The organism is Halomarina ordinaria, from assembly GCF_030553305.1.
Classification (GTDB): domain Archaea; phylum Halobacteriota; class Halobacteria; order Halobacteriales; family Haloarculaceae; genus Halomarina; species Halomarina ordinaria.
On record NZ_JARRAH010000005.1, the window covers coordinates 80,315 to 101,248 of the forward strand.

Consider the following 20,934-nt stretch of genomic DNA (forward strand, 5'->3'; position numbering starts at 1 on the left):
ACATAACAAAATTTGATAACAATGACTTGGTTCCCATCAAACGGAGACCCAACATACAGAGATGAGGAACCACTGAAGCGAAAAGTTCTGACGGGTCTGGGACTCGCAGTTGATGAGCTCCGTGAGACAACTGTATTCGATCGAAACACGACAAAAACCGAACGTGAGAAACTCGTGTTTTGCGCGGTTGATGAGTTCGATCTTAATCTCACATACGGGTGGTATCTTGCTGGTACGTTGACGGCAACGCCGACTCCCGAAAGCAGCACTCAATTACCGACTCCTAACACACCAGATCCAGAAGTAGAACGCTACCGCCGTTTTTTTGCGGAAGATGAACTCTTCCGGGTGGGTGGTGCAGGGGAAGAGTACACCTTGGTAAACGTTCTCCTCGGCACATCGAAGCACCAGTTCCTCATTGACTTTTATAAAGAGTTCGCCCCCGAAGAGTACCGCGAGTTGTATATTGAGTCGACAAAGATACGAGAGGAATTGGAAACGATGGGAGAGAAGTTGGACAGTCAGGGCGAAGATATGTCTCTGGGTTCCTTCGGGGTAACTACGGAAGTACTCTCACAGAGTGAGATAAGTGATCTTCGACGTAACATCTCTGGACTTCACATTGAACTCACCAGTGAAGCATTTGAGGACATACGGAAACCCGTCATCGAAGGGACCGACATAATTGAAATGGCCCTCAAGGGAGCCGCTGGAAGAGAGTCGCTGACAGACGATCAGGAACGTATTTTGCTTGATTTGGGGGACTTTTATTATGACTATGTTTGGAAATACCCCGCCCACCAGATTGCTGCGAACGAAGCAAGCGGCCCTCATGCAGGGGAGTTCAAACAACGACATTCGAGCAAGTTGGATAAATTCGATCAAAAGCTCAATGAGAAGAGGGAAAGTATCGAATCTAAGTGCCTAAAAGCCAACTTACTAACGGGACCGAACGAGTACGTCTCAGACGAAAAAGCGGAACTTGCGGACCTCATCCATAGCTTAGTCAAGGATGAGGTTAAACCGTAATGTCGGGCTCAACAGAGGTGAATGTCGACACCTCAGTACTGTTCAACTACCTCTATTCCACCGTTCTAGCGCGGCCGTTGGAAAGGGATAGAGGATGCAGCCAACTATTTGAGGATGGGTTTCGGGTGTACGCAGGCGGGAAGGCCGTTTCAGAATTTCAAGGAGGCTGTGACCGCCGACACGACCTCTATATCGAGATCACTGAGTTCGTCAAGAATGACCGAGGCGATTTCTATGACTTTATCGACTCGAATCAGAGTGTTCGAAATGGGAGTAACGATGAATCACATTTGGAAAGTGTAGGCCAGAGCGAGAGTGCAAAACTCTACGTCATGGACGAGCGAGATCAGCTGACCTTCTTCCGTGACTGTCACCAAGACATCGAGAACTCTGCCCGTCAGATTCTCCAAAATGAGCTTGAGGACCACTTCGAACAGTACGAAGACGATAGACTTCGGGACAAACTAGACCTCGAACTTGACATCGGCCATGACTGTGAGATTCTGGTCGACGCTGTGTATATCGCAGACGAGAAATCAGTCCCTCATTTGGCCGCAGTTGACTCTGACATCACCAACGAACATCACCAGAAAACCTTGGAGACTGTCGTCAAAAGGCAACTCGGTGATTTTGTTCGAGTCAATATTTTCGACCCAAGCAATGGAATCCCGTGACGATAGCTGAGGTCAGGACTCGGGTTCTCGGAGCAACATCTCTCTTCGCTCCTTAGAGACTCACAACAATCAGAGAGCCTTCGACGACTATTGCTTTAGTCGTCCATAGCGGGCACTAAAAGCGAAAGAAACGAGGAATGCGATAGCCAATCAAGAACCAACAGCAATCGCCGCAGGTGAGATTAGACGATACACCCCCAACACAGCAATTACGCACCTGTTAGGATTGCGATCTCCCGAACGCCCATTACCTCTACAAAATTCTGTTCCACAAGCAGAGAACGGCTGTCAGAGACTTAGCAGTTCGGGCATAGTCCTCTTCAGGACTGTTTGTGTATTGCTTGATGATGGAGACTTAGCTCACTGAACAAGAACCCAACCGTACTTCTCAATTGTTGACCGGCGAAATTGGAGGTGAAATACTCGGTCAATTATGTCGGGGAGTGCGGAGATTATTCACTTATAATATCCATATGCTCGTCCCCCTCCCGTTTCGTCAACGATTCCGCTTTCTTCGGACAAGCGTTTCCACTCAGCAACATCCTTGTCTCCTCGTTCGCGTACTGTCAATCTGTATCGGGGTTTCTCTCCCGGGTCAGTCAAAACTTTCTCCAGATGGATGACTTTCTCACGATAATTGAATCCAGTAGGGAGGCCCAGTTTCCGTATTCGGACCCCAAATGGCGGGTCTGTTATACGGGTGTTCACGGGGCGTTCGTCATATACTCTCCCGTTGAAATCAATAATAATCCGATTAGTGTCGTCTGACGGCCGGGTGAAGAATCTGCTTAACTCCTCATTGAACTCCAGTTGGTTGCGTGACCCACCGGTCATTTTCTCTGTTTCGATCCACAAGCACTGAGCGTCACTGGCGTACCTGACATGTTCTGAAGCTTCATATTCACCAAGAATAGGATTCTGTGTGTGGGCTTCCTCTCGAATTTCAGAGTACTGCTCTATCAGTTCATCTGTGACTGGTTTAGAATTCTTCCAAACGCTGTCCCACCATGTGTCGAATGTCTTGACCTCCTCTGGTTCTAGGCCATCTGCGACCGATTTGGCTATTCCAAGTTCGTAATTAGATGGTGTTCCCCCAAGTGCTGCGTGGGTCAGATTTGCCGATGTAATGAAGAGACGACGTTGGCTTGAATGTTTAAAAGACTCAATTGAGATGGTTTTTGCGTGGAATCGGGGTCGTCCGGTAAGGGTTTCAACAGAGAGCCTATCACCGGGTAAATAGACTCGCACTTCGGTGTTACCATGACTTTGGAGATTTTTGAGAGCCCCCGGTTCCGTGATTCCTTGATCAAGACCAACAATCCATTCTGAGTCCGTGAGGTCTCGCCAGTCATTAGTTGTTTCTCCCCTTAGAAACGTCTCAAGTCCTGTTTCGGTTGCGTAAGCGAACCCAGCGCGGACGAGGCTCTGGGATGCAATGTCAGAAATAGCTCTTTCAACGTACTCGCCCGCCTCCAGCGATTTCCCCGGACCTCCTGCGAAAATCATAATTGCTATATTTGTCTTCTTACTATTTGTTGCTTCCCACTGGTTGACCAATCGGGTCCTTATGCCAACGCATAGACTCCCCCTGACCAGTGGTATGATCCGGATCAGATGACAGTAGCTATCATAGTGTGTTCAAATTGGTACTCGCGAATCTGTTTGAGTCTGGGAATACAGATCCACCAACTCCCGGGTATCACTCAGCGTCAGGGAACAATTCTCGGACCACCTGCAATCGCTGGAGTTCGTTCAACTCGTTGCGGATTCGAGTCCGCTTGTCCTCTGGGATTCCATAGAAGTCGTATGCGAGCTTCTCTATTTCCCAATCATCCCCACGGTCAATCTTACCGTTGGATTTGCAGGCGTTACGAACGAGGTTGACGAACCGGTCATACCGCTCCTTCTCTTCCTCGTCATCGAAGTCGACTTCTGGGTAGGGGAGGCCCATGACCAATCCCTGCGTCTTGTACGGGTACGACTGCCACTCAATCTCCGAGCGCTCTTTCGTGTAATAGTAGAGCATCACACGGCTATTCAGCAGTCCAAGGAAGTATTCGAGATCGTACTGCTCGAACTCTGGGTCTCGGTCTTCCAATAAGCGGAAGACGTAGACAACTTGGAGGCACCGAGCATCGGTGTAGTCGATGAACGCGTTGAATCCGAATCCAGTCTTTCGAAGGAGTATTTTCGGGGGTGAGTAGAGGTTCTCGTCCTCGAAGTCAATACCATCTATGGAGTCATCGATGAACGCATGACCCGACTCTCGGTAGCGAGTAACGTGTTCGCCAAAGTAGAGGCGCTTCCAACTACTGTCGGGACAGTGATTCTTGATAATTTCTCTCGTCTCGTAGGCCTCCTCAAACTCGTATTCCTTCTCACAGTGAGTACAGGTCTTCGAGTAATACCCGCCACCCTTCGACGCCGCTCGCTTTTGTGGGTACGTGTCCCAGTTCATGCAGGAAGGGCACCGCATCACTTCTCCAGACTTCCCGATTTCATCACCGCGCGAGTCAAAGAGAACCTCCGCGGTGTCCACTGTATCGGTGCCCATGATATCCATGATGGCGTAGTCATCCTCGTCGGCAAATGGCTTAAACGCGTAGTCTGGTTCGTCGAGGATACGTTGTTGAACCTTCGTGTTTTGCCGTTCAGTAATTAGGGTTGACAGGGCCGTCCCGCCTGCGCCCTGCATACGGTCTCGGTCCTCTTTTCGAAGGACTGAACACTCCACTACGTTGTCTCCCATGGATGGCGTTTTGGTGTATTGAATGATTGCACTGCCAGTCCAGACATCTTCAAAGACACCTTCACCGAGCTTGTGAATCTGGTCAACAGTGTAGTTCATTGCGAGCCATTTGCGGAGTTCCTCATGTTCCTCACGGAAGATGGAGTCAGGGATAATGAACCCAAGCGTTCCCCCGTCACCAAGTAGCTCTGCAGTCAATTCAATGAACAGTTCATAGGTGTCGTACTGCCCAGAGGCGAGCGAGTACTGTCCCTCACCTTCTACCCAGTCCCGATAGTCGTCAACGTCTGCACCCCACGGAGGGTTTCCAGCGATTACGCTGAAACCGTCTCCGTTCGCCCCCACAATCTCCTCAAATTCGGTTTCCCAATCGAACGCCCCCATCTCGTCAGCCTCCTCAACCGAGATTTCCAAGGTCGAAGCCACCGCTTCATTAGGACCGTTGAGTAGGCTGTTTCCTCGCTTAATGTTTTCCTCAAGAATCGTGGGGAGCTTTTCTCCGCTTTTGAGGGCCTTCAAGAACAGGTTGACAGAGGCGATCTCTGTCGCTTGATAGTCAAGGTCGACACCAAACAAGTTGTTCCGAAGAATCCGTTGTCGATAGTCAGAGAAATTTTTGATTCGCGAATAATCGTCCAGTTTCGCTTCCTCTGGGCGAGCGGCACGAACGAGGTTTTGATACTCTTTGTAGCAGGCTTCGAACTTGTCGTACGCCTTGATTAAGAATGACCCACTTCCACAGGATACGTCAAGGAACCGTATCTGCTCGACCTCTGAGAACCGGTTTGCGGCGGCCTTAAAATCCGGGTCTTCGCAATTGAGTTCAGACCGAACGTCGTCCATCACGCGGTTCAGCCTCTCTCCGAGCGTTGAGTCGACAATGTACTCAACAACCGGTACAGGCGTATAGTAGATGCCTCCTTCACGGCGTACGTCGTCGATTTCTTCGAGTTCTAAACCCTCTTCCTTTTCGCGGATTGCATGGCCGAGGTAGTCCTCGTAGATGCTCCCGAGGATGTCTGCATCGAGGTATTCGAAGTTGTACTCGTAGAGTTCATCGATGATGTCTTTGAGGGTTTCGTTTGGAACGGCCCATGTTTCGCACTCGTGGCGGGCGAACAGCTCACTGTTGTAGACGCTGTCGAAATCTTGGAAAGCGTTCGAGAAATCCCGAATGAGACGCCGCTGCTCCGGGTTTATCTTCGTTGAATCCCACGCTTCCTTCATTTTATACAACGTATCTTCCGAGATGACGCTTCGGTCCTCAGCCACTCGCATTACGACAAGGCGGTCGAGGATACGTTGGACGCCTTCCCGGAGCGTTTCTAGTGTCAGTTCCGGTTCGTTCGAATGAATCTCGCTGGTAAGGTTTCCACGAGCGGATGAGAGTGCCTGTTGAACTGCCTCCGTGATTGGCTTCCGCTTCCGGGAGCGTTCAAGAGTCCCAAGTGACCCACGCGAAACACCACGCTTCGAGAGCTTCGAGAGCTTTTCCAGCCCACCTTCGGTCAGGAACTCGTCGACAGTGATTTCGAGGACAAGTCCATCCTCCGTTGCGTCTCTACTCTCGTACGTCCAGTACAGACGAATCTCTTCGAAGTTCGTCAAAACCGCCCATTCACATCGCTGGTGATAGGCGTAGTCGACAGCTTGGTCAACATACGAACGCTTCTCTCCGTCTTTAAGGCGGTACCCGTCAAGGTCTTCCGAGAACTTTTTTGCCTCGACGTAGAACTGATCCCGACCATTCAACACCATTGCGTAGTCCGCAGGACCGACGTCTGTCTGGTGTTCTGGACGAACTTCTTCGCTCTCGGTATCCCACCCCAGCGCTCGGAGAAGCGGGTTAATGAACTGCTGACGAACTGCTGCTTCTCTCTTCTGCCGTCTCTTGGTGTCTGAGGTGGAGTTGTAGTTGTCAACGAGGTCTTCAAGAGAGTCTGTATCGACTCCTTCACGAAGTTCAGTTACCGACATGATTACTCACCTGTCACCCCGTCGTCCACTTTTTTCCGAACCAATATCTCTTCGTCGTCGATATGCCACTGAACAACATCTCCAACTTCAAGCTCAAGCAGGTTTCGTACCGGCCGGGGTACAGTCGTTGTGTTACTTGGACTAATCTTTGTTTCGTCAAGCGGTCCCATCATTGATATATGTCTATTGATTGATTCCTAGAGGATTAATAATCTACTGGTATACACTAATCATACACTTACCGAACGCGAATGAGGAATCCTTCTGTCTGCTCGAATCGGCGGCCAACTAGTTTGAACACCTTATAGTCTCGACATTGTGTGATTTGTAGAAATCCAAACTGCGAATCTCTGTTCCACACCTCCAGTACTTGATGAAGCGGTATGTGATATATAAAGAAGCCATTTTACGGCGAATTTGCTCTACAACCCTTCAAACGCCTGTTTTCCATCTTTGGAAGGTACTGCCTGGTAGTTTAGTACGCGGCAGTGACCTTATGCACCACCGTTCCGTCTGTCGACCCGAATGGTCGAGTACGACAAGGAGCAGGCTCCCCTCAGGGGCGACGCGCTCCAGAAACGCTGCGTTTGAGGAGTTCCCAGTGAGCGGTTTCTTACTTATGCCGGACGCCAAACAAACAGACAGGAGCAATCGTCACGTCGCTGTCCGTCTCCACATAGCGCTCGACGTTCAGTCTCATCAAGTTCGACCCCTCTCCCCGTTATCGATGTGTAAATCGTCGATATCCCTGTGGAAGAAGAGCTGTAAACGCCGTCTTGGTTGATCAGTGCGTCTCAAAGGCGGGAGATCTCGGGGGAGACGATTAGTACTCCCCGAACTGAGAGGGCTAAGATCAGTTGTCATCTAGAACTAGTGTGAATACATTACTTCACACTAGCTTTGAGTACTACGGACTAATTCTATCGCAATAGATAATAAAGATTTCTAATCCAAAGACAGATATATTCACGATCAGGCAGGTCTCCTGAGCACCGTTCTCGGCTTAGTGGGTTCTATCCTTGTAGTTCGCCTATCTCGTCTTCCTACCCCAACCCTCGCGTAGCATTTTACACATCGATGACGGGGAGGGGGAGGTAGCTGCTAATTATCCTATACGGTGAATGTACTGCTCTTACACTTCGAACACGGGGGGAGACACCTGTACGGTCTGTTCACACTTCATGGAACTTCTTCAGTTGAGCCGTGACAACTGTCTGTAAGAGTTCTCCCTGTTCGCTAATTCGTTTCAACCGTCCATCATCGACGATCCGGTCCATCATCGCAGCCGGATCTCCGGTGAACGTGAACTCCATATACATCCCGCCCCCTCGCCCTCGACTCTTCCTAACCGTCGATATCAAACCATACGTCGAAAGCTCCTTGACGTACTTGACGTACGTCTCTCGGGTCATTTGGTCTGCGTCAAGTCTATCGGTAACCCACTGATACACTCGAAACCCAACCGGACTCGGGACTGAACTCCCTGTCTGCTTCGAATAGGAGGCAACGGCTGCTGTCGCATACAGCGAAATTTTCTTTTGCGTGGTGAGTCCCTCAACGAGCTTCAGCGACCGATCTTTATCGATCTCCTCTTGGGATTCTCGGACGTGTTCCTCGCGTACTCGCTCGTCGCCACGCTCATCGGCCAGGTCACCGGCGCCCCGGAACAGGTCGATCGCCTTCCGTGCATCGCCATGGCTCTGCGCTGCAAACGCGGCGACGAGCGGGATCACGTCATCATCTAGCGCTGTGGAGCGGAAGGCATCGCGCCGATTTTCAAGGATTTTGCGTAACTGATTGGCATCGTAATCGGGGAAGTAGACGTCCCGCGGATTGAACGAACTCTCTGCTCGCCCATCGATGTTTTCCATGAACTTCGGGTCGTTCGTGAGTGCTGCAACCGACACACGCCCTTGGATCTCGTTCGTATTGCTCGCGCGTGAGAGCTGGTACAGGAGCTTCGAATAGGCGGGCTCTTCACTCGTCTGTCGTCCGACTAGTAAATCGATTTCATCGAGAACGAAGATGACTGAGTCGTAGTGTTCGTTAACGAGTTCGTACAACCGTCGATATTTCCGTTTCGTGGACACCCCCGTCTCAGGCACGCCGATGTCCGCCCCGACGTTTGTCGCGACACTCTGCACCAGTTCGTATACTGCTTGATCAAGGGTGTTTATCGGCTGGCAATTTATTTCAATGACACCAAAACTCTCGCCTCTCGACCGGCAGAGATCGATGATCTGTTTCGTTACAGCACCAATGATGAGCGACTTTCCTGTTCCTGCGGGTCCGTACAGCAGCATGTTTGGAGGGCGATTCCCCTGGAGAGCAGGCCGTAGGAACGACACGACCGACTCGAGCTGGTCATCCCGACCGACGATTCGCTCCTCGTCGATGATCGTGTCCGGCTCTACGAGATTCCGGTTAGTGAAGACAGATACGCCACCCTCCTCATCGAGCATGTCCCGAATCGATCGCTGTGAGTCTTCGTCTACGTCTGCTTCTCCACTCATCGGACTAGCGTTGACAGCACTCTCTCCTTTTTCAGCCTCCGGTTCAGGTTCTTCATCGTCTCGATGAGAGTAATTTGGTTCGTCCTGAGTGCTGTCGGTCATACAACTACTGTTGCGGCGAGGAATAAAAAGTGTGACCCTCGTAGATGTATATCGACGACTCTTCAGAGCCGATGACCCGATATTTGGCGTTTCTGCATGCTTGATCGCTGTACCGATATCGGAGTGATTCATTGCATACACCCCCCACCTTCGATGTGTAAGCCAGACGTCTGACACCCCGCAATCGATGTGTAAAATCGGATCGCCTACCCCCCGTTGTCGATGTGTAAATACGACTTCTACAGACTCTGGTATCCTCTTTTGCTACTGTCAGTACGTATCGGTCTCAATCCGAGGTATAACTACAATAATCTCGTCGTCCCCTCCATCCCTTCTTACCAAACAATAGAACCAGTGTCAATTCTACTGTTTGGTAAGAAGCCTAGTGGCGAACTAGTGTCAACGCATAGAAAACGTCGTCGAAACGTCCGCGACGCACAAGCAGTACTACCATGAGTGGCCTCGGTATCACTGGTTTCGACGTATCATCATGCACCCAAATCTTGACTCCCGTAGAGCGTCAACGCTGTCAACAGGGATGTCGCATCAGGTCCGTCTCAAAGACGACGTATATGAACGGATCAAAGCAAGCAAACGCGACGATGAGTCATTCAGCGACGCCGTCGAGCGGCTCATTGGTGGGCGGTCGCTCCGAGAGCTCCGCGACGTCTTCGACGAGAAACAGGGAACCGAGATGCGGGATGCAATCGAGGCTGCCGACCGGACGGACCGCGACGACGTCCGTCAGATCGCAGAGCGCTTCGAATGATCGTCGACACGAGCTTTATTCTGGACGTCATCGACGATGTCGATGCTGCCGTCGCGAAGGAACGAGAAGTAGTGCCGGACCCGCCCGTACGTGTCTTTAGTCCCGCATCAAACCATCTGTGGTGCTTCTGTAAGCGTTACCCCTCGATGACTCTATCTCACATTCAGCCATCGGCTCACTTCTGTGACAGCCACGACTAGTGATCAGCGCTCGGGTTGACCGACGTAAGATTCGGTTCATCGAATGTGAGCGCATCTTGTACTGCCACTGGGAGCTCCGGACGCGGCGCTGCTTCATGACGCTCGATTTTCTCTGTCTTGCGTGTGTTTTCGTACAGGGCACGAGCAATCGGGAGTCCACGGAGGTACTTGTAGTCGTAGAGAATCTCAACTCCGTGTTCCGTAAATCCGTAGAACTGGGAGGGCAGGTCCCGTTTTTCTCGGCTTGGTTCGTACGTGTACTGCGCCAGGAGCCCTGCCTCGATCAGTGTCTCTAACTGGTCTTTGATCGCCGCCTGGCTCTTGCCGACCATGTATTCGAGTTCGGCAAGGGACATGAGGTGGGCAGGATGTCCAAGCAACTCCTGGATGATGAGGTGGCGTGTGTCCTGCGAGAGGAGTTTGAAGAGCCGTTGCTGCTCTGCGAACGGCCCTGCATCAGCAGCTCCCGTGTCGCTCTCGCTCATGTGGACTGCTACGGTAAGCGCCGCTATAACGGTTCGGGTTGTCCACATTGATTTCTCTTCTGAAGACCAAGGTGGTTCAGAAGGGATATGGTGTAGTGGTTAGAACAGGGTACCGATGAGTGGTCCCAGCCCACCGCCTGACGCGGCGGCCATCATGGAGCTCGTTCACGAGGCTGTTGGCGGCCTCGAACTCGAGCCCGCAGAGAAACGGGACATCTGGCGCTTCGTCCAGCGTGAGCTCCCGTATCTCTGGAGTCAGCGCACCTCGTATTTCATTCTCGGCAGCTACCGTGACCCGTACATCCGTCGCCTTCGTGCCGTGCAGAATGAACTCACGAAGCAGCTCGGGGCGTATCCCTTCGTCATGGGAGATCTTCTGGAGCTTCCAACCGACCGGCTCAACACGTTCGACATCATGTTTTCCTTGCTCGCGACGTATACCGACTACATCGTCGGTGTGTTCGAGAAGGAGAGTGGTGGCGAGGCACCAGAGCTAGGCGAGATCGACGACGCACCCTACTTCGAGAAGTCATACGTGTTCCCGCGCGATTACACCTGGGTCTCCGAGTCGAATCTCGCGTCAGTACAGCACGTCATCCAGGCTGCCGTCGAAATCGCGTTCACCGATGAGTTGACGGACGATGAGAGACAGACGGAAATGACGTCTCTCGTCGAGCGTGCGCGAAGTACTGGTATCGATATTACCGAACAGGAGGTCTGGGATGTGGTCGACGAGCGAGAGCGTGAGGACAACGCGCCAGCAACGTACAGCTGGGTCCATCTCAACAAGTTCCGAAAATTCGAACTGCACGGTCGATGTTTCCCCTGGACTACGGAAGAGGAGCTCCGAACCGAAGTTTCGGAGCTTCCCTCCCCAACACCACGTCCCGCATGGGAAGAGAGCGAGGAGCCGTGACGGACGATGGGACCTTTTAAGTCGAATAGTTGACCTGCTCCACCTCGCACACAGCCCCCTCGTCCCAAGTGTATCGTGTCTCAAGTGAGTCCTCCAGCTGATGTAGGGGTACTAGTCTGTCGTTTGCGGTTTGGCTCTATTTCAAGTTGGTATTCGGGAAAACGATACTCTGAGGGAGCAACTCGACAGGAACCATCCATGTGCTGGCGGCTACCAAATATTTATACCCACTGCGTCAGCACCGCCTTTCATGGTACTTGACGCGTTCTCGCTTGAGGACTCCGTCGCGGTCGTTACTGGGGGAAGTCGTGGTATCGGCGAAGCCATCGCGATCGCGATGGCTGAGGCTGGTGCTAAGGTCGTCCCTGTCGCTCGATCAGAAGAGGCCCTCACTGCGACGGTAGATCGAATCGAGGCGTCCGGAGGTGACGCGCTCTCCCATCCGCTCGACGTAACTGACCAACAGGGTATCGAAGAGATGTTCGACGAAGTAGAATCGGTGTTCGGTGGTGTTGATGTGCTCGTCAACAACGCCGGCGTGAACCCGTTCTTCGGTGATGCACGGAACCTCGATATAGAGACATGGGAGCAGATCTTGTCGGTGAACGTAACGGGGTCGTTCAAGTGTGCTCGTGAGTTTGGTCGACGAGTATTCGATAGAGAAGACGAGGGTGTCATCGTCAATGTTGCAAGCGTGGGTGGCGTCGTCGCGCTTCCGTATCAGACACCCTATACTGCATCCAAGCACGCGATGGTCGGGATGACGAAGAGTCTCGCCGTTGAATGGGCTCCGGACATTCGTGTCAACGCTCTCGCTCCAGGATACGTCGCGACGGAGTTCACCAAGGGGGTCCGCGAGAACGAGAGTATCCATGAGGACATCCTCGATACGATCCCGCAGGACCGATTCGCAGATCCCGAGGAAATCGCGTACGCCGCGGTCTATCTCGCGAGTGATGCCGCACGATACGCGACCGGTGAAGTACACGTCCTCGATGGCGGGATTTCTGCCCAATAGCTCTCGAGGGTCCTTCCACCAGTCTGACCCGCTCGGGAGTAACCAGCGAAGTTAGAGCGCTTCATTCTCTCGGCAGGCGACAAGGAGTTTGTGCGTCTCAGCCAGAACAACGTCATCGTTCTGATCGATGAGTTCAACGCGCATCGTGATCAGACCCCAGTCATCGTTTCGTCGATCTTTCTGAATGATTTCTATTGCCGCGTGAACGCTATCACCAGGGGAGACCGCCCCTGGATACCGAACGTTGTCGTGACCGTAGTTCATCGCTAGGGCAGCATCCTCAGCGATGGCGTCGACGAGGAATCCATCGGCGATTCCAAGAAGCAGAGTCCCCTGCAGAACTACATCATCAACAAGCGGGTGGTCTGCTGCGTACTCCCGGTCAACATGAATCGGATCTGTCGATCCGGTAGCTCCGACAAACATCCGGATATCGGAGTCAGTTACCGTTCGGCCGTCTGTGACGAATTGTTCGCCGACTTCGAAACTCTCGTAATTGCGTCGCGTAGTCATATTGAAACAGTTACCTTGATTTTTTGACTATTTTCGATGGTGTGTGGCACTTGGGTGCGTTACTCAGGTTTCAACCGTATCGTTATTTAGTGACAATAACGGTAACCATCTGGAAATTCAGTGTCATAGCAAAATTTCGGCCAGCTATGGATACGCCACTAGTACTGTCGTTCGTCAGGCATAACGGGAATAGTACCCTCCATATCCCGTGCATACTTGACCATATTCCCATAATCTCTTGCTAGTTCGCCAGATTTCCAGGCGGATAGAGGTTGTGAAGTTGTTGCTTCAATCCACCCATCCGATTGCAATTGAGCTAAAACATTTTCTATCGTAGCTCGCTCAACATGATGCGCGGTTTCGCTCTCGACATCGGCCACAGAAAACTGTTGTTTCTCAATAGCTAGTCTGATTACAACCCCTCCGATATGTGCTGATGTATCATGTACCATAGACTCAGAACTACGCTCGAGCGGCTTATATCTATGGGACACAGCGCAAGGACCATTAGATCCTTGCGCTCGGTCCATACTCACTGCCGTCACAGGAAGTGTGATATCTTTCGTCTTGTAGCAATCGCGCTAGCTGATCGAGACCAGAACCAGGTTTCCGTGCACCCCAGTCTGACCATCCGCGACTCTCGGCTTCAGTTGCCTCACTCTGTCAGCTTGTGGCGTTGAATCTTCCCTGAAACAGTCGTTGGGAATTCGTCGACGAACTCGACCTGTCGTGGGTATTTGTAGGCCGCCTCTCGATCCTTGACGAACTGCTGGAGATCGGTGACGAGCGTATCGGAGGGAGTTACGTTCGGCTCCGGAACGACGAACGCTTTCACGATTGTCCCACGGTCGCTGTCGTCAACACCGACGACAACGGCATCGCTGACCGCCTCGTGCTCCCGGAGACTTGCCTCGATCTCCAGCGGACTAACACGATAGCCACTCGTGATGATAACGTCGTCGGCTCGTCCCTCGTAGTAGAGATACCCATCGTCGTCCATCGATCCGGCGTCGCCTGTCAACATCCAGTCGCCGACGAACAGGTCCTCAGTCAGATCCGGTTGGTTCCAGTACCCCAGCAGCATCGAGGGATCCGGGCGTTTCACCGCGATGTGGCCGATCTCGCCGTTTTCGATGCGTTCACCCGTCTGCTCGTCGACGATCGCGATCTCGTGACCTGGACAGGGCTTTCCCGCCGCCGCGAGGTTGATTTCCATCTGTCGATGGTTCGTTCCCACCAGGAAGTTACACTCTGTCTGGCCGTAGATCTCGTTAACGAGTGCGTCCCACTCGGTCTCGACGAACTCAATGATGTCCTCGGTGACCGTTTCACCCCCACTCGGGACGACTTCGACGTCGAGGTCGTACGCTGAGGCATCGACCTGCCGGAGCAACCGCACCATCGTCGCCGTCAACAGCGGATTGGTGACACCATAGCGTTCCAGCAGGCTGTACACCGTCTCGGGATCGAACTGGCCGCCGTAACCGACCACGGGTTGGCCGTGGTACCACGCTCCCCAGACGACTGCGAACAACCCACCGACCCATGACCAACCTGCGGGTGTGTAATGGACTGCATTCCCACCGGGGAACTCGTTTATCATCTGCCAGCCAGGGATGTACCCAAACAAACTCCGATGGGCGTGGTGAGCCCCCTTCGGTTTCCCGGTCGTTCCGCTGGTATAGATGATATATGCGGAGTCCTCTACAGCCGTCTCGACCGTCTCGAACCGTGGCGAGGAAGCAGCAATGCCATCGTCCCACGAAACCCCCTCGACGTCTTCAGGGTCGTCGACAGTAATGACGGTTTCAAGATGAGGCAGGTCCTCACGCAGTTCTTCGACGAGGTCCGCACGTTGTTCGTCGACGATAGCGACCTGCGTCTGTGAGTGATCGAGACGGTAGTGGAGCCCCTCACTACCATACAACACTGACAGTGGGACCGAGACGGCTCCCAACTGCAGCACACCGAGATTGGCGAACAGTGTCTCGGGGCGCTGGGGGAGGACAATGCCGACCCGCGTGCCTCGTTCAACGCCGTGGTCTGCGAGGAGGTTAGAGACTCGATTCGCGACCCGCTGTATCTCCCAGAACGTATAGGTCTCGCGGGCCCCATCCTCACTCTCATAGAATAGGCCAACGCGACGTTTTCCGTCGTCTCCGTCGGCCCACTGCCCACAGAGTGCGTCGGCCATGTTGAACGACTCAGGGATGTCCCACTCGAACTGGCGGTACGCCTCGTCGTATGAGTCGTACTGACTCAGATCGATGCGCATGAATACAGCATTCGGGTCCACCGTGATTACTGTATGGGAACCTCTCGCATCCAATCAAGCCATTGCATAGCCTCCGTCGATGATGAGGTTGTGGCCCGTCACAAACGAGGCGTCGTCGCTCGCGAGGAACGCGACGCCCGCCGCTATTTCGTCAGCATTTCCGACGCGACGCATTGGCGTCCGTCGCTCGGCGTAGTCAAGCGTTCCCGCATGTGTGTCCTCTCTGAACATGGGGGTATCGACGAATCCCGGCGAAACCGCGTTGGCTCGGATATCCTTCGTCGCATAGTCACGCGCGATCTGTTGCGTCAGGGCGATAACGCCGCCTTTTGCCGCACTGTAGGACGCAGAATTTGGCGACCCTACGACCCCGAAAACGCTTCCGACGTTGACGAGCGCGCCGCCATCGGCATCAAGCATTCGTTCGACACCTGCCAGACAGCCGTGGTAGACACCCGTCAGGTTGAGTTCGACTGTCCCCTGCCAATTCTCCTCGTCGGTGTCCGTCAACGCGTACGACGCTGCGCGTCCAGCGTTGTTAACGACGACGTCAACCCCGTCGAACGTCTCGACGGTCCGTCGCATCGTCTCGCGCATGTTCGTGAGATCAGTAACATCTGTCTCGAAGAAGGCTGCTGACCCGCCAGTGTCGGTGATGAGTTCGTCGGTTGGGACAGCATCGGTTCGTGGAGTCCGCCTCACGTCGGCATTGACCACCATTGCTCCTTCGTTCGCGGTTCGAATCGCGATCGCCCGACCGATTCCAGAACTCCCGCCGGTGACGACGACAACCTTGTCTTGAAGCCGCATACCACTCTCGCCGACGTCGAGACGTAAACCGTTATCTGAACGACAAGGAGCAGTAGCTATTTGTGCAGGAAGCCGAGTTAGTAGGTAGCAATGAACGGTGGAGACACTATTCTCCGTGTGGAGAATTTACGAAAGCAGTTTGATGGCATCGTCGCCGTCGATGACGTCACTGCGGAGTTTCGACGTGACGAACTCCACGCTATCATCGGGCCGAACGGTGCCGGAAAGACGACGTTCTTCAACCTCCTCACAGGGGCGCTCTCGCCAACGAGCGGCACCATCGTCTTCGAAGGCGAGGACATCACCCACGCTGCGCCGAGTGAGATCGCCCGGCGTGGTCTCATCCGATCGTATCAGGTGACGAAACTATTTGATGGGCTTACTGTCCTCGAAAACGTCGCCATCGCGGTGCAATCTCGAGAGAACGCCTACAATTTCTGGGGCGCGACGGATCCGGCCATCGACGAACGCGCCTACGAGATTCTCGAACAGGTCGACCTCACCTCGAAGGCCGATAGTCTCGCAGAGAACCTCAGTCACGGTGAGCAGCGTACACTTGAAATCGCCGTCGCGCTGGGAACGGAACCCAAATTACTGCTGCTTGACGAACCGACCAGCGGGATGAGTCCCGAGGAGACACGCGAGGTCATCGGGCTCGTAGGGGACCTGCGGACAGAGTTCCCCATCATACTCATCGAACACAAGATGAGCGTCGTGAACGAGGTCGCCGACCGGATTCTCGTCTTACACAACGGCCGAAAGCTGGCCGACGACCGGCCAGAGGTTGTCAAGCAAGATGAGGAAGTTCGCCGCGTCTACCTCGGAGGGACGGCATGAGTCTCCTTGAAGTCGAGGCTATCAACACCTACTACGGGCAGAGCCACATCCTCCATGACCTCTCGTTGAACGTTGAAGAGGGGGACCTCGTCACGCTCGTCGGTCGGAACGGGGCCGGAAAGACGACCACGCTGAAGTCGATCATGGGCTTCCAGAACCCCCGGACCGGAACGATCACCTTCGACGGTGTCGACATCTCGGACAACGAACCCCACGAAACCTCGCAGGCCGGTGTCTCCATCATCCCCGAACACCGCCGCGTGTTCCCCGAGTTAACCGTCGTGGAGAACCTCCAGTTGGGTCATATGGGCCATGGACTCCCCGATGAGCGTGTCGAAGAGCTGACCGGGCGTATCTATGACTACTTCCCGCGCCTCGAAGAGCGCAAACAGCAACGCGCGGGGGTGATGAGCGGTGGCGAACAGCAGATGCTCGCCATCGCCCGTGGCCTCCTCTCTGACCCGGAGCTCTTGCTCGTCGACGAACCAACCGAGGGACTGATGCCCTCGCTCGTCGAGAAACTTCGCGAGATCCTCCAGCGTATCAACGACGATGGTATCACCATTCTGCTCGTCGAGCAAAACGTCGAACTCGCCCTCGATATCAGCGACTACGGCTACGTCGTCGACGAAGGCGAAATCAAAGCCCAGGGATCTGGGAAAGAGCTAGCCCAGGACGAAGATATCAAGAACCGCTACCTCGCACTGGGGTGAGCGCTGATCGGAGCGAAGAACGCCGTTCGCGCGTCTTTCGGACGTTCCGCTCTATGGGATGTATGTACTCTAAACAGGATGAGCGGTGAGTGTAGAGCTCTTACGGGCGCAAGCGATCGACGACATCCTGCACACTGAACCCACGACCACTGTCGAACAGACGTTCTTTGACAAGTCCAACGATGCCCTCTGGAGCGAGCAATACGACGAAGATTATGACCAATCCGAACAGTACCTGCCAGTTCTCAGTGATGCCGATGAACGTATCTGACAACAAAATGAATACTGCAGCCCCGACGAGCGGACCGACGAGCGTCCCGATACCACCCATGATCGCCATCAGCACGACCTCGCCAGACATCGTCCAGAACAGCAGATCTGGCGAGATAAAAATGAACAGGGCGACGTACAACGCGCCAGCGAACCCAGAGATAGCCCCTGACATCGTGAAAGCCACCAGGAGGTAGTTGTTCACGTCATAGCCGAGGTGAAGTGCCCGGTCCTCGCTCTCGCGAATCGCCTTTAACGTTCGTCCGAACGGTGAGTTGACGATGCGTGTCATCGCAATGAACACGACCAAGAAGAGCACGCACACGAGCACGTAGAAGTGCAGATCGCTCTCGAGAGGGGCTAATGGGCCAAGGGGGGCCTCGGTGGTCGGTAACGACAGTCCGTTTGACCCACCGGTTAGTCCCGACCACTGGAAGACGATCGTATAGGTCATCTGTGCCAGTGCAAGGGTAATCATCGCGAAATAGATACCACGTCGTCGAAGGCTCAGGTATCCGAAGATAGCACTAATGACCGTGACAGCGACGACGCTGAGTACCATCGCGAGGTACAGGTTCGCGACGACGTATTCGGTAACCAAGATGGTCACGTATGCGCCGAGTCCAAAGAAGGCCGCATGGCCGAACGACAACTCACCTCCATAGCCGAGGATGATGTTGTAGCCCATCGCGAAGATACCCATGACGACGATCTCCGAGCCGAGAAACGGTGAGGTGACGAACGGGAGCGCCAACAACACCAACAGGACGGCGAGGTACATCAGCCATCGCTCACCCAGCATCGATGTGGCGCTTCCGAAGCGGGCGGTATCTGTAGACATCACTCGATCACCCCTTCCTCACCGAACAGTCCTCGCGGTCGAACGAGGAGGATAACGGCCATGAACACGAACACGATAACCTCCGAGGCCTGTGCGTACACCATCCCGGTCAGTACCTGGAGCTCACCGATCAGGAGCCCCGCGATGATGGTCCCACGAAAACTCCCCAGTCCACCGACAACGACCACGACGAACGCGGGAATCAGCAGTTCGATACCCAGTGTGGGGTACGCTGCCCGGACCGGCCCGATGAGTGCCCCCGCAGTACCCGCGAGCGCGGCACCGATACCGAAGACGACCAGATAGATGCGTGAGACGTCGATCCCGAGCGCATCGACCATCTCCCGGTCCTGGGTGCCTGCCCGGATAAGCAATCCCATGTCTGTTCGGTTGAGGAACAGATAGAGCGCGGCGATGAGCACCGCTCCAGCGACAATGACTAGCGTGCGATACAGCGGATAGCTGAAGAGCACCAGGTCGATCGATCCCTGTGCCCACGAGGGATTGGGGAAGTTCTTCCCCGATTGACCCCAGACGAGCATGACTCCACCCCTGAGGAACTCGGCGATTCCGAACGTCAACAGGAGCTGTAACAGCGCGTTGTATCGCCCATAGGTGTACCGTAGCAACGTCCGTTCAAGGACGACCCCGAGCACGAACGTCCCGAGGATGGCGGCACCGATGGCGAGGAGGAAGCTCCCGGTCTGTGCTTGTATCGTCCACGCGAGGTATGTACCGACGAGCAGGATATCACCGTGAGCGAAATTGATGACTCCGAGTAATCCGAAAATGAGGGTCAACCCGAGCGATACCAGCACGAGGGTCATACCGAGCATGAGCCCGTTGAACAGTTGGGTCGCGTAGTACTGCGTCTGGAGCGGGCTCACGAGGGTGAGGGGCTCGAGTGCGGTGACAGCCAAGAGTGATGAGACCATCGTATATCAGAAGCTACACCCAGTTTCGTCGCAGGTCCGCATCTGCGTCTCTTCTGGGTTCTGGGGGGTGTTGAGCACCTCGAAGAAGTTCTGGCCATCGACCTCTGAGCCGGGCCGTCCCTTCACTGTCAGTGTCGCGATGCTCGCACGGTGATCACACGCACGGAACCGTTCGCCGACGCCCCACAGTTGCGGGAACAGCTCGCGGTCTTCCATCTCGCTGCGAACCGCGTCGGTCTCGGTGCCATCAGCAGCCGAGATGGCCTTGAGTGTCGTACGGACACCGGCGTACATGCTCGCGGAGAACCCAAGCGGCCGAGTATCGTATTCCTCGTAGAAGGCGTCGGCGAACGTCTCAGCCTCCGATGTATCGTGCTCCCAGTACCACGGAGCACTGGCATAGAAGTTCTCGTGGCTCAGGATGTCTTGGCCGATCTGTTCGGCTTCGACGATACCCGTCGCGGGCCACACACAGATGTGGTCTTCGAGCAGTCCGAAATCACCGGCTTGTTGAGCACTCTGGACGTGATTCGATGCGAATAGGTTGAAGCTGATGATGTCGGCTCCCGAATTCCGGGCTTCGGTTATCGCCTGTGAATAGTCCGTCGCGCCGAAGTCGACATATGTGTTACCGAGATACTCGACTCCGTCGTACGACGGAACGATTTCGGCTTCATTCCACTCTTGGATGGATTGGCCCCAAGAGTAGTCCGCCGATATCTCATAGACGCTCTCGCCGAGGCCCTCTTCGAGGGCGTAACGTAATCCGCCACTGGTCTGTTGAACGGCGCTGTTCCCTGCGTTGAACACGTTCGCCCGGCACTGTTCGCCGGTGATGGCGTTACTCCCCCCAACACAGGTATAGATGACGTTCTCACGCTGGGCGAGCTCACCGATAGCGAGTGCGACACTGCTAGAGAAGTTCCCTGCCAGGAAATCTGCACCCTCCTCGTTGAGCAGGTCGCGAGCGACCTGAGTTGCCCGCTGGGTGTCGGTCTGGGTGTCTTTGAACACCACTTCGACTTCTCGGCCGGCATCGTCGTCCTCGTTGGCGTGTTGCACAGCCAGTTCAACGCCTTCCTTTTGGTTCTGTCCGATAGTCCCGTAGGGTCCGCTCGTGGGAATCGTTGCCCCGATGGTAATCGTATCGCTGCCCCCGCCAAGTCCCTCACCAATACACCCAGCGGTAGCAGTCAGGGCGACGCCACCCGCCGTTGCTTTGAGGTAGCTACGTCTCGACATACTCCGGGGTGTCCTGTCATTGCGTGGCATGCAGTGGTCAGATGAGTAAGTGCAAGTATATATCTG

General features: G+C 54.2%; 19 protein-coding genes and 1 pseudogene. 8 read left to right on the top strand and 12 right to left on the bottom strand.

The window, feature by feature from the left end; genetic code table 11:
• Positions 1 to 21 precede the first annotated feature (21 nt).
• Together P1Y20_RS18225 and P1Y20_RS18230 are read left to right on the top strand one after the other, a co-directional pair.
• Positions 22 to 1,029, top strand: coding sequence for a DUF8098 family protein (locus P1Y20_RS18225; RefSeq protein ID WP_304450114.1), 1,008 nt, complete (start codon positions 22 to 24; stop codon positions 1,027 to 1,029).
• Between the two features lie 17 nt (positions 1,030 to 1,046).
• The gene (locus P1Y20_RS18230; protein ID WP_304450115.1) at positions 1,047 to 1,703 is read left to right on the top strand and encodes a hypothetical protein; all 657 of its coding nucleotides are present in this window, start codon (positions 1,047 to 1,049) and stop codon (positions 1,701 to 1,703) included.
• A 456-nt stretch (positions 1,704 to 2,159) separates the two neighbouring features.
• On the opposite strand, the gene P1Y20_RS18235 is transcribed toward P1Y20_RS18230, so the two are convergent.
• The 4 genes from P1Y20_RS18235 to P1Y20_RS18245 form a co-directional block, all read right to left on the bottom strand.
• Complete coding sequence (locus P1Y20_RS18235) at positions 2,160 to 3,209, bottom strand: phospholipase D family protein (RefSeq protein WP_304450116.1); 1,050 nt, start codon at positions 3,207 to 3,209, stop codon at positions 2,160 to 2,162.
• A 193-nt stretch (positions 3,210 to 3,402) separates the two neighbouring features.
• Positions 3,403 to 6,429 carry an Eco57I restriction-modification methylase domain-containing protein gene (locus tag P1Y20_RS18240; RefSeq protein ID WP_304450117.1) on the bottom strand — a complete coding sequence of 1,009 codons (3,027 nt, stop codon included), beginning with the start codon at positions 6,427 to 6,429 and terminating at the stop codon, positions 3,403 to 3,405.
• Between the two features lie 2 nt (positions 6,430 to 6,431).
• Entirely contained in the window at positions 6,432 to 6,602 is a 171-nt protein-coding gene (locus P1Y20_RS18830) for an AbrB/MazE/SpoVT family DNA-binding domain-containing protein (RefSeq protein ID WP_368662201.1), read from the bottom strand.
• A 999-nt stretch (positions 6,603 to 7,601) separates the two neighbouring features.
• A complete protein-coding gene (locus P1Y20_RS18245) occupies positions 7,602 to 8,891 on the bottom strand; it encodes an orc1/cdc6 family replication initiation protein (RefSeq protein WP_368662203.1) in 1,290 nt (429 codons plus the stop codon).
• Between the two features lie 691 nt (positions 8,892 to 9,582).
• On the opposite strand from P1Y20_RS18245, the gene P1Y20_RS18250 reads away from it, so the two are divergent.
• The gene (locus P1Y20_RS18250) at positions 9,583 to 9,813 is read left to right on the top strand and encodes an antitoxin VapB family protein (protein ID WP_304450138.1); all 231 of its coding nucleotides are present in this window, start codon (positions 9,583 to 9,585) and stop codon (positions 9,811 to 9,813) included.
• A pseudogene (locus P1Y20_RS18835) lies at positions 9,810 to 9,884 on the top strand (PIN domain-containing protein); the annotation flags it as partial. The gene P1Y20_RS18250 and the pseudogene P1Y20_RS18835, both read left to right, overlap by 4 nt.
• A gap of 125 nt (positions 9,885 to 10,009) precedes the next feature.
• Here the strand turns inward: P1Y20_RS18835 and P1Y20_RS18255 are convergent.
• On the bottom strand, positions 10,010 to 10,498 hold the full coding sequence (locus tag P1Y20_RS18255) for a winged helix-turn-helix domain-containing protein (RefSeq protein WP_304450118.1): 489 nt from the start codon (positions 10,496 to 10,498) through the stop codon (positions 10,010 to 10,012).
• A 115-nt stretch (positions 10,499 to 10,613) separates the two neighbouring features.
• Between P1Y20_RS18255 and P1Y20_RS18260 the strand changes: the two genes are divergently transcribed.
• A complete protein-coding gene (locus P1Y20_RS18260) occupies positions 10,614 to 11,414 on the top strand; it encodes a DUF8170 family protein (RefSeq protein WP_304450119.1) in 801 nt (266 codons plus the stop codon).
• A gap of 250 nt (positions 11,415 to 11,664) precedes the next feature.
• Entirely contained in the window at positions 11,665 to 12,432 is a 768-nt protein-coding gene (locus P1Y20_RS18265) for an SDR family NAD(P)-dependent oxidoreductase (protein ID WP_304450120.1), read from the top strand.
• A 51-nt stretch (positions 12,433 to 12,483) separates the two neighbouring features.
• On the opposite strand, the gene P1Y20_RS18270 is transcribed toward P1Y20_RS18265, so the two are convergent.
• The 4 genes from P1Y20_RS18270 to P1Y20_RS18285 all read right to left on the bottom strand — a co-directional run bounded on the left by P1Y20_RS18270 (position 12,484) and on the right by P1Y20_RS18285 (position 16,030).
• Positions 12,484 to 12,945, bottom strand: a complete 462-nt coding sequence (locus tag P1Y20_RS18270; protein WP_304450121.1) for a MaoC family dehydratase — start codon at positions 12,943 to 12,945, stop codon at positions 12,484 to 12,486.
• Positions 12,946 to 13,103: 158 nt separating this feature from the next.
• Positions 13,104 to 13,397, bottom strand: a complete 294-nt coding sequence (locus tag P1Y20_RS18275) for a hypothetical protein (RefSeq protein WP_304450122.1) — start codon at positions 13,395 to 13,397, stop codon at positions 13,104 to 13,106.
• Positions 13,398 to 13,600: 203 nt separating this feature from the next.
• A complete protein-coding gene (locus P1Y20_RS18280) occupies positions 13,601 to 15,220 on the bottom strand; it encodes an acetate--CoA ligase (RefSeq protein WP_304450123.1) in 1,620 nt (539 codons plus the stop codon).
• Positions 15,221 to 15,274: 54 nt separating this feature from the next.
• On the bottom strand, positions 15,275 to 16,030 hold the full coding sequence (locus P1Y20_RS18285) for an SDR family NAD(P)-dependent oxidoreductase (protein ID WP_304450124.1): 756 nt from the start codon (positions 16,028 to 16,030) through the stop codon (positions 15,275 to 15,277).
• A 90-nt stretch (positions 16,031 to 16,120) separates the two neighbouring features.
• Here P1Y20_RS18285 and P1Y20_RS18290 point away from each other — a divergent pair, with 90 nt between their 5' ends.
• Entirely contained in the window at positions 16,121 to 16,867 is a 747-nt protein-coding gene (locus P1Y20_RS18290) for an ABC transporter ATP-binding protein (RefSeq protein ID WP_304450125.1), read from the top strand.
• Positions 16,864 to 17,580 carry an ABC transporter ATP-binding protein gene (locus P1Y20_RS18295; RefSeq protein ID WP_304450126.1) on the top strand — a complete coding sequence of 239 codons (717 nt, stop codon included), beginning with the start codon at positions 16,864 to 16,866 and terminating at the stop codon, positions 17,578 to 17,580. The genes P1Y20_RS18290 and P1Y20_RS18295 overlap by 4 nt, the downstream gene beginning before the upstream one ends.
• A gap of 100 nt (positions 17,581 to 17,680) precedes the next feature.
• Here the strand turns inward: P1Y20_RS18295 and P1Y20_RS18300 are convergent, their stop codons facing one another.
• Genes P1Y20_RS18300 through P1Y20_RS18310 form a run of 3 tightly spaced genes read right to left on the bottom strand, consistent with a single transcriptional unit; the run spans position 17,681 to position 20,898 of the window.
• Positions 17,681 to 18,691 carry a branched-chain amino acid ABC transporter permease gene (locus P1Y20_RS18300; protein WP_304450127.1) on the bottom strand — a complete coding sequence of 337 codons (1,011 nt, stop codon included), beginning with the start codon at positions 18,689 to 18,691 and terminating at the stop codon, positions 17,681 to 17,683.
• Positions 18,691 to 19,626, bottom strand: a complete 936-nt coding sequence (locus P1Y20_RS18305; protein ID WP_304450128.1) for a branched-chain amino acid ABC transporter permease — start codon at positions 19,624 to 19,626, stop codon at positions 18,691 to 18,693. The genes P1Y20_RS18300 and P1Y20_RS18305 overlap by 1 nt, the downstream gene beginning before the upstream one ends.
• A gap of 6 nt (positions 19,627 to 19,632) precedes the next feature.
• Positions 19,633 to 20,898 (bottom strand): ABC transporter substrate-binding protein, encoded by a 1,266-nt coding sequence (locus tag P1Y20_RS18310; protein WP_304450129.1) that lies wholly within the window; start codon positions 20,896 to 20,898, stop codon positions 19,633 to 19,635.
• Positions 20,899 to 20,934: the final 36 nt, after the last annotated feature.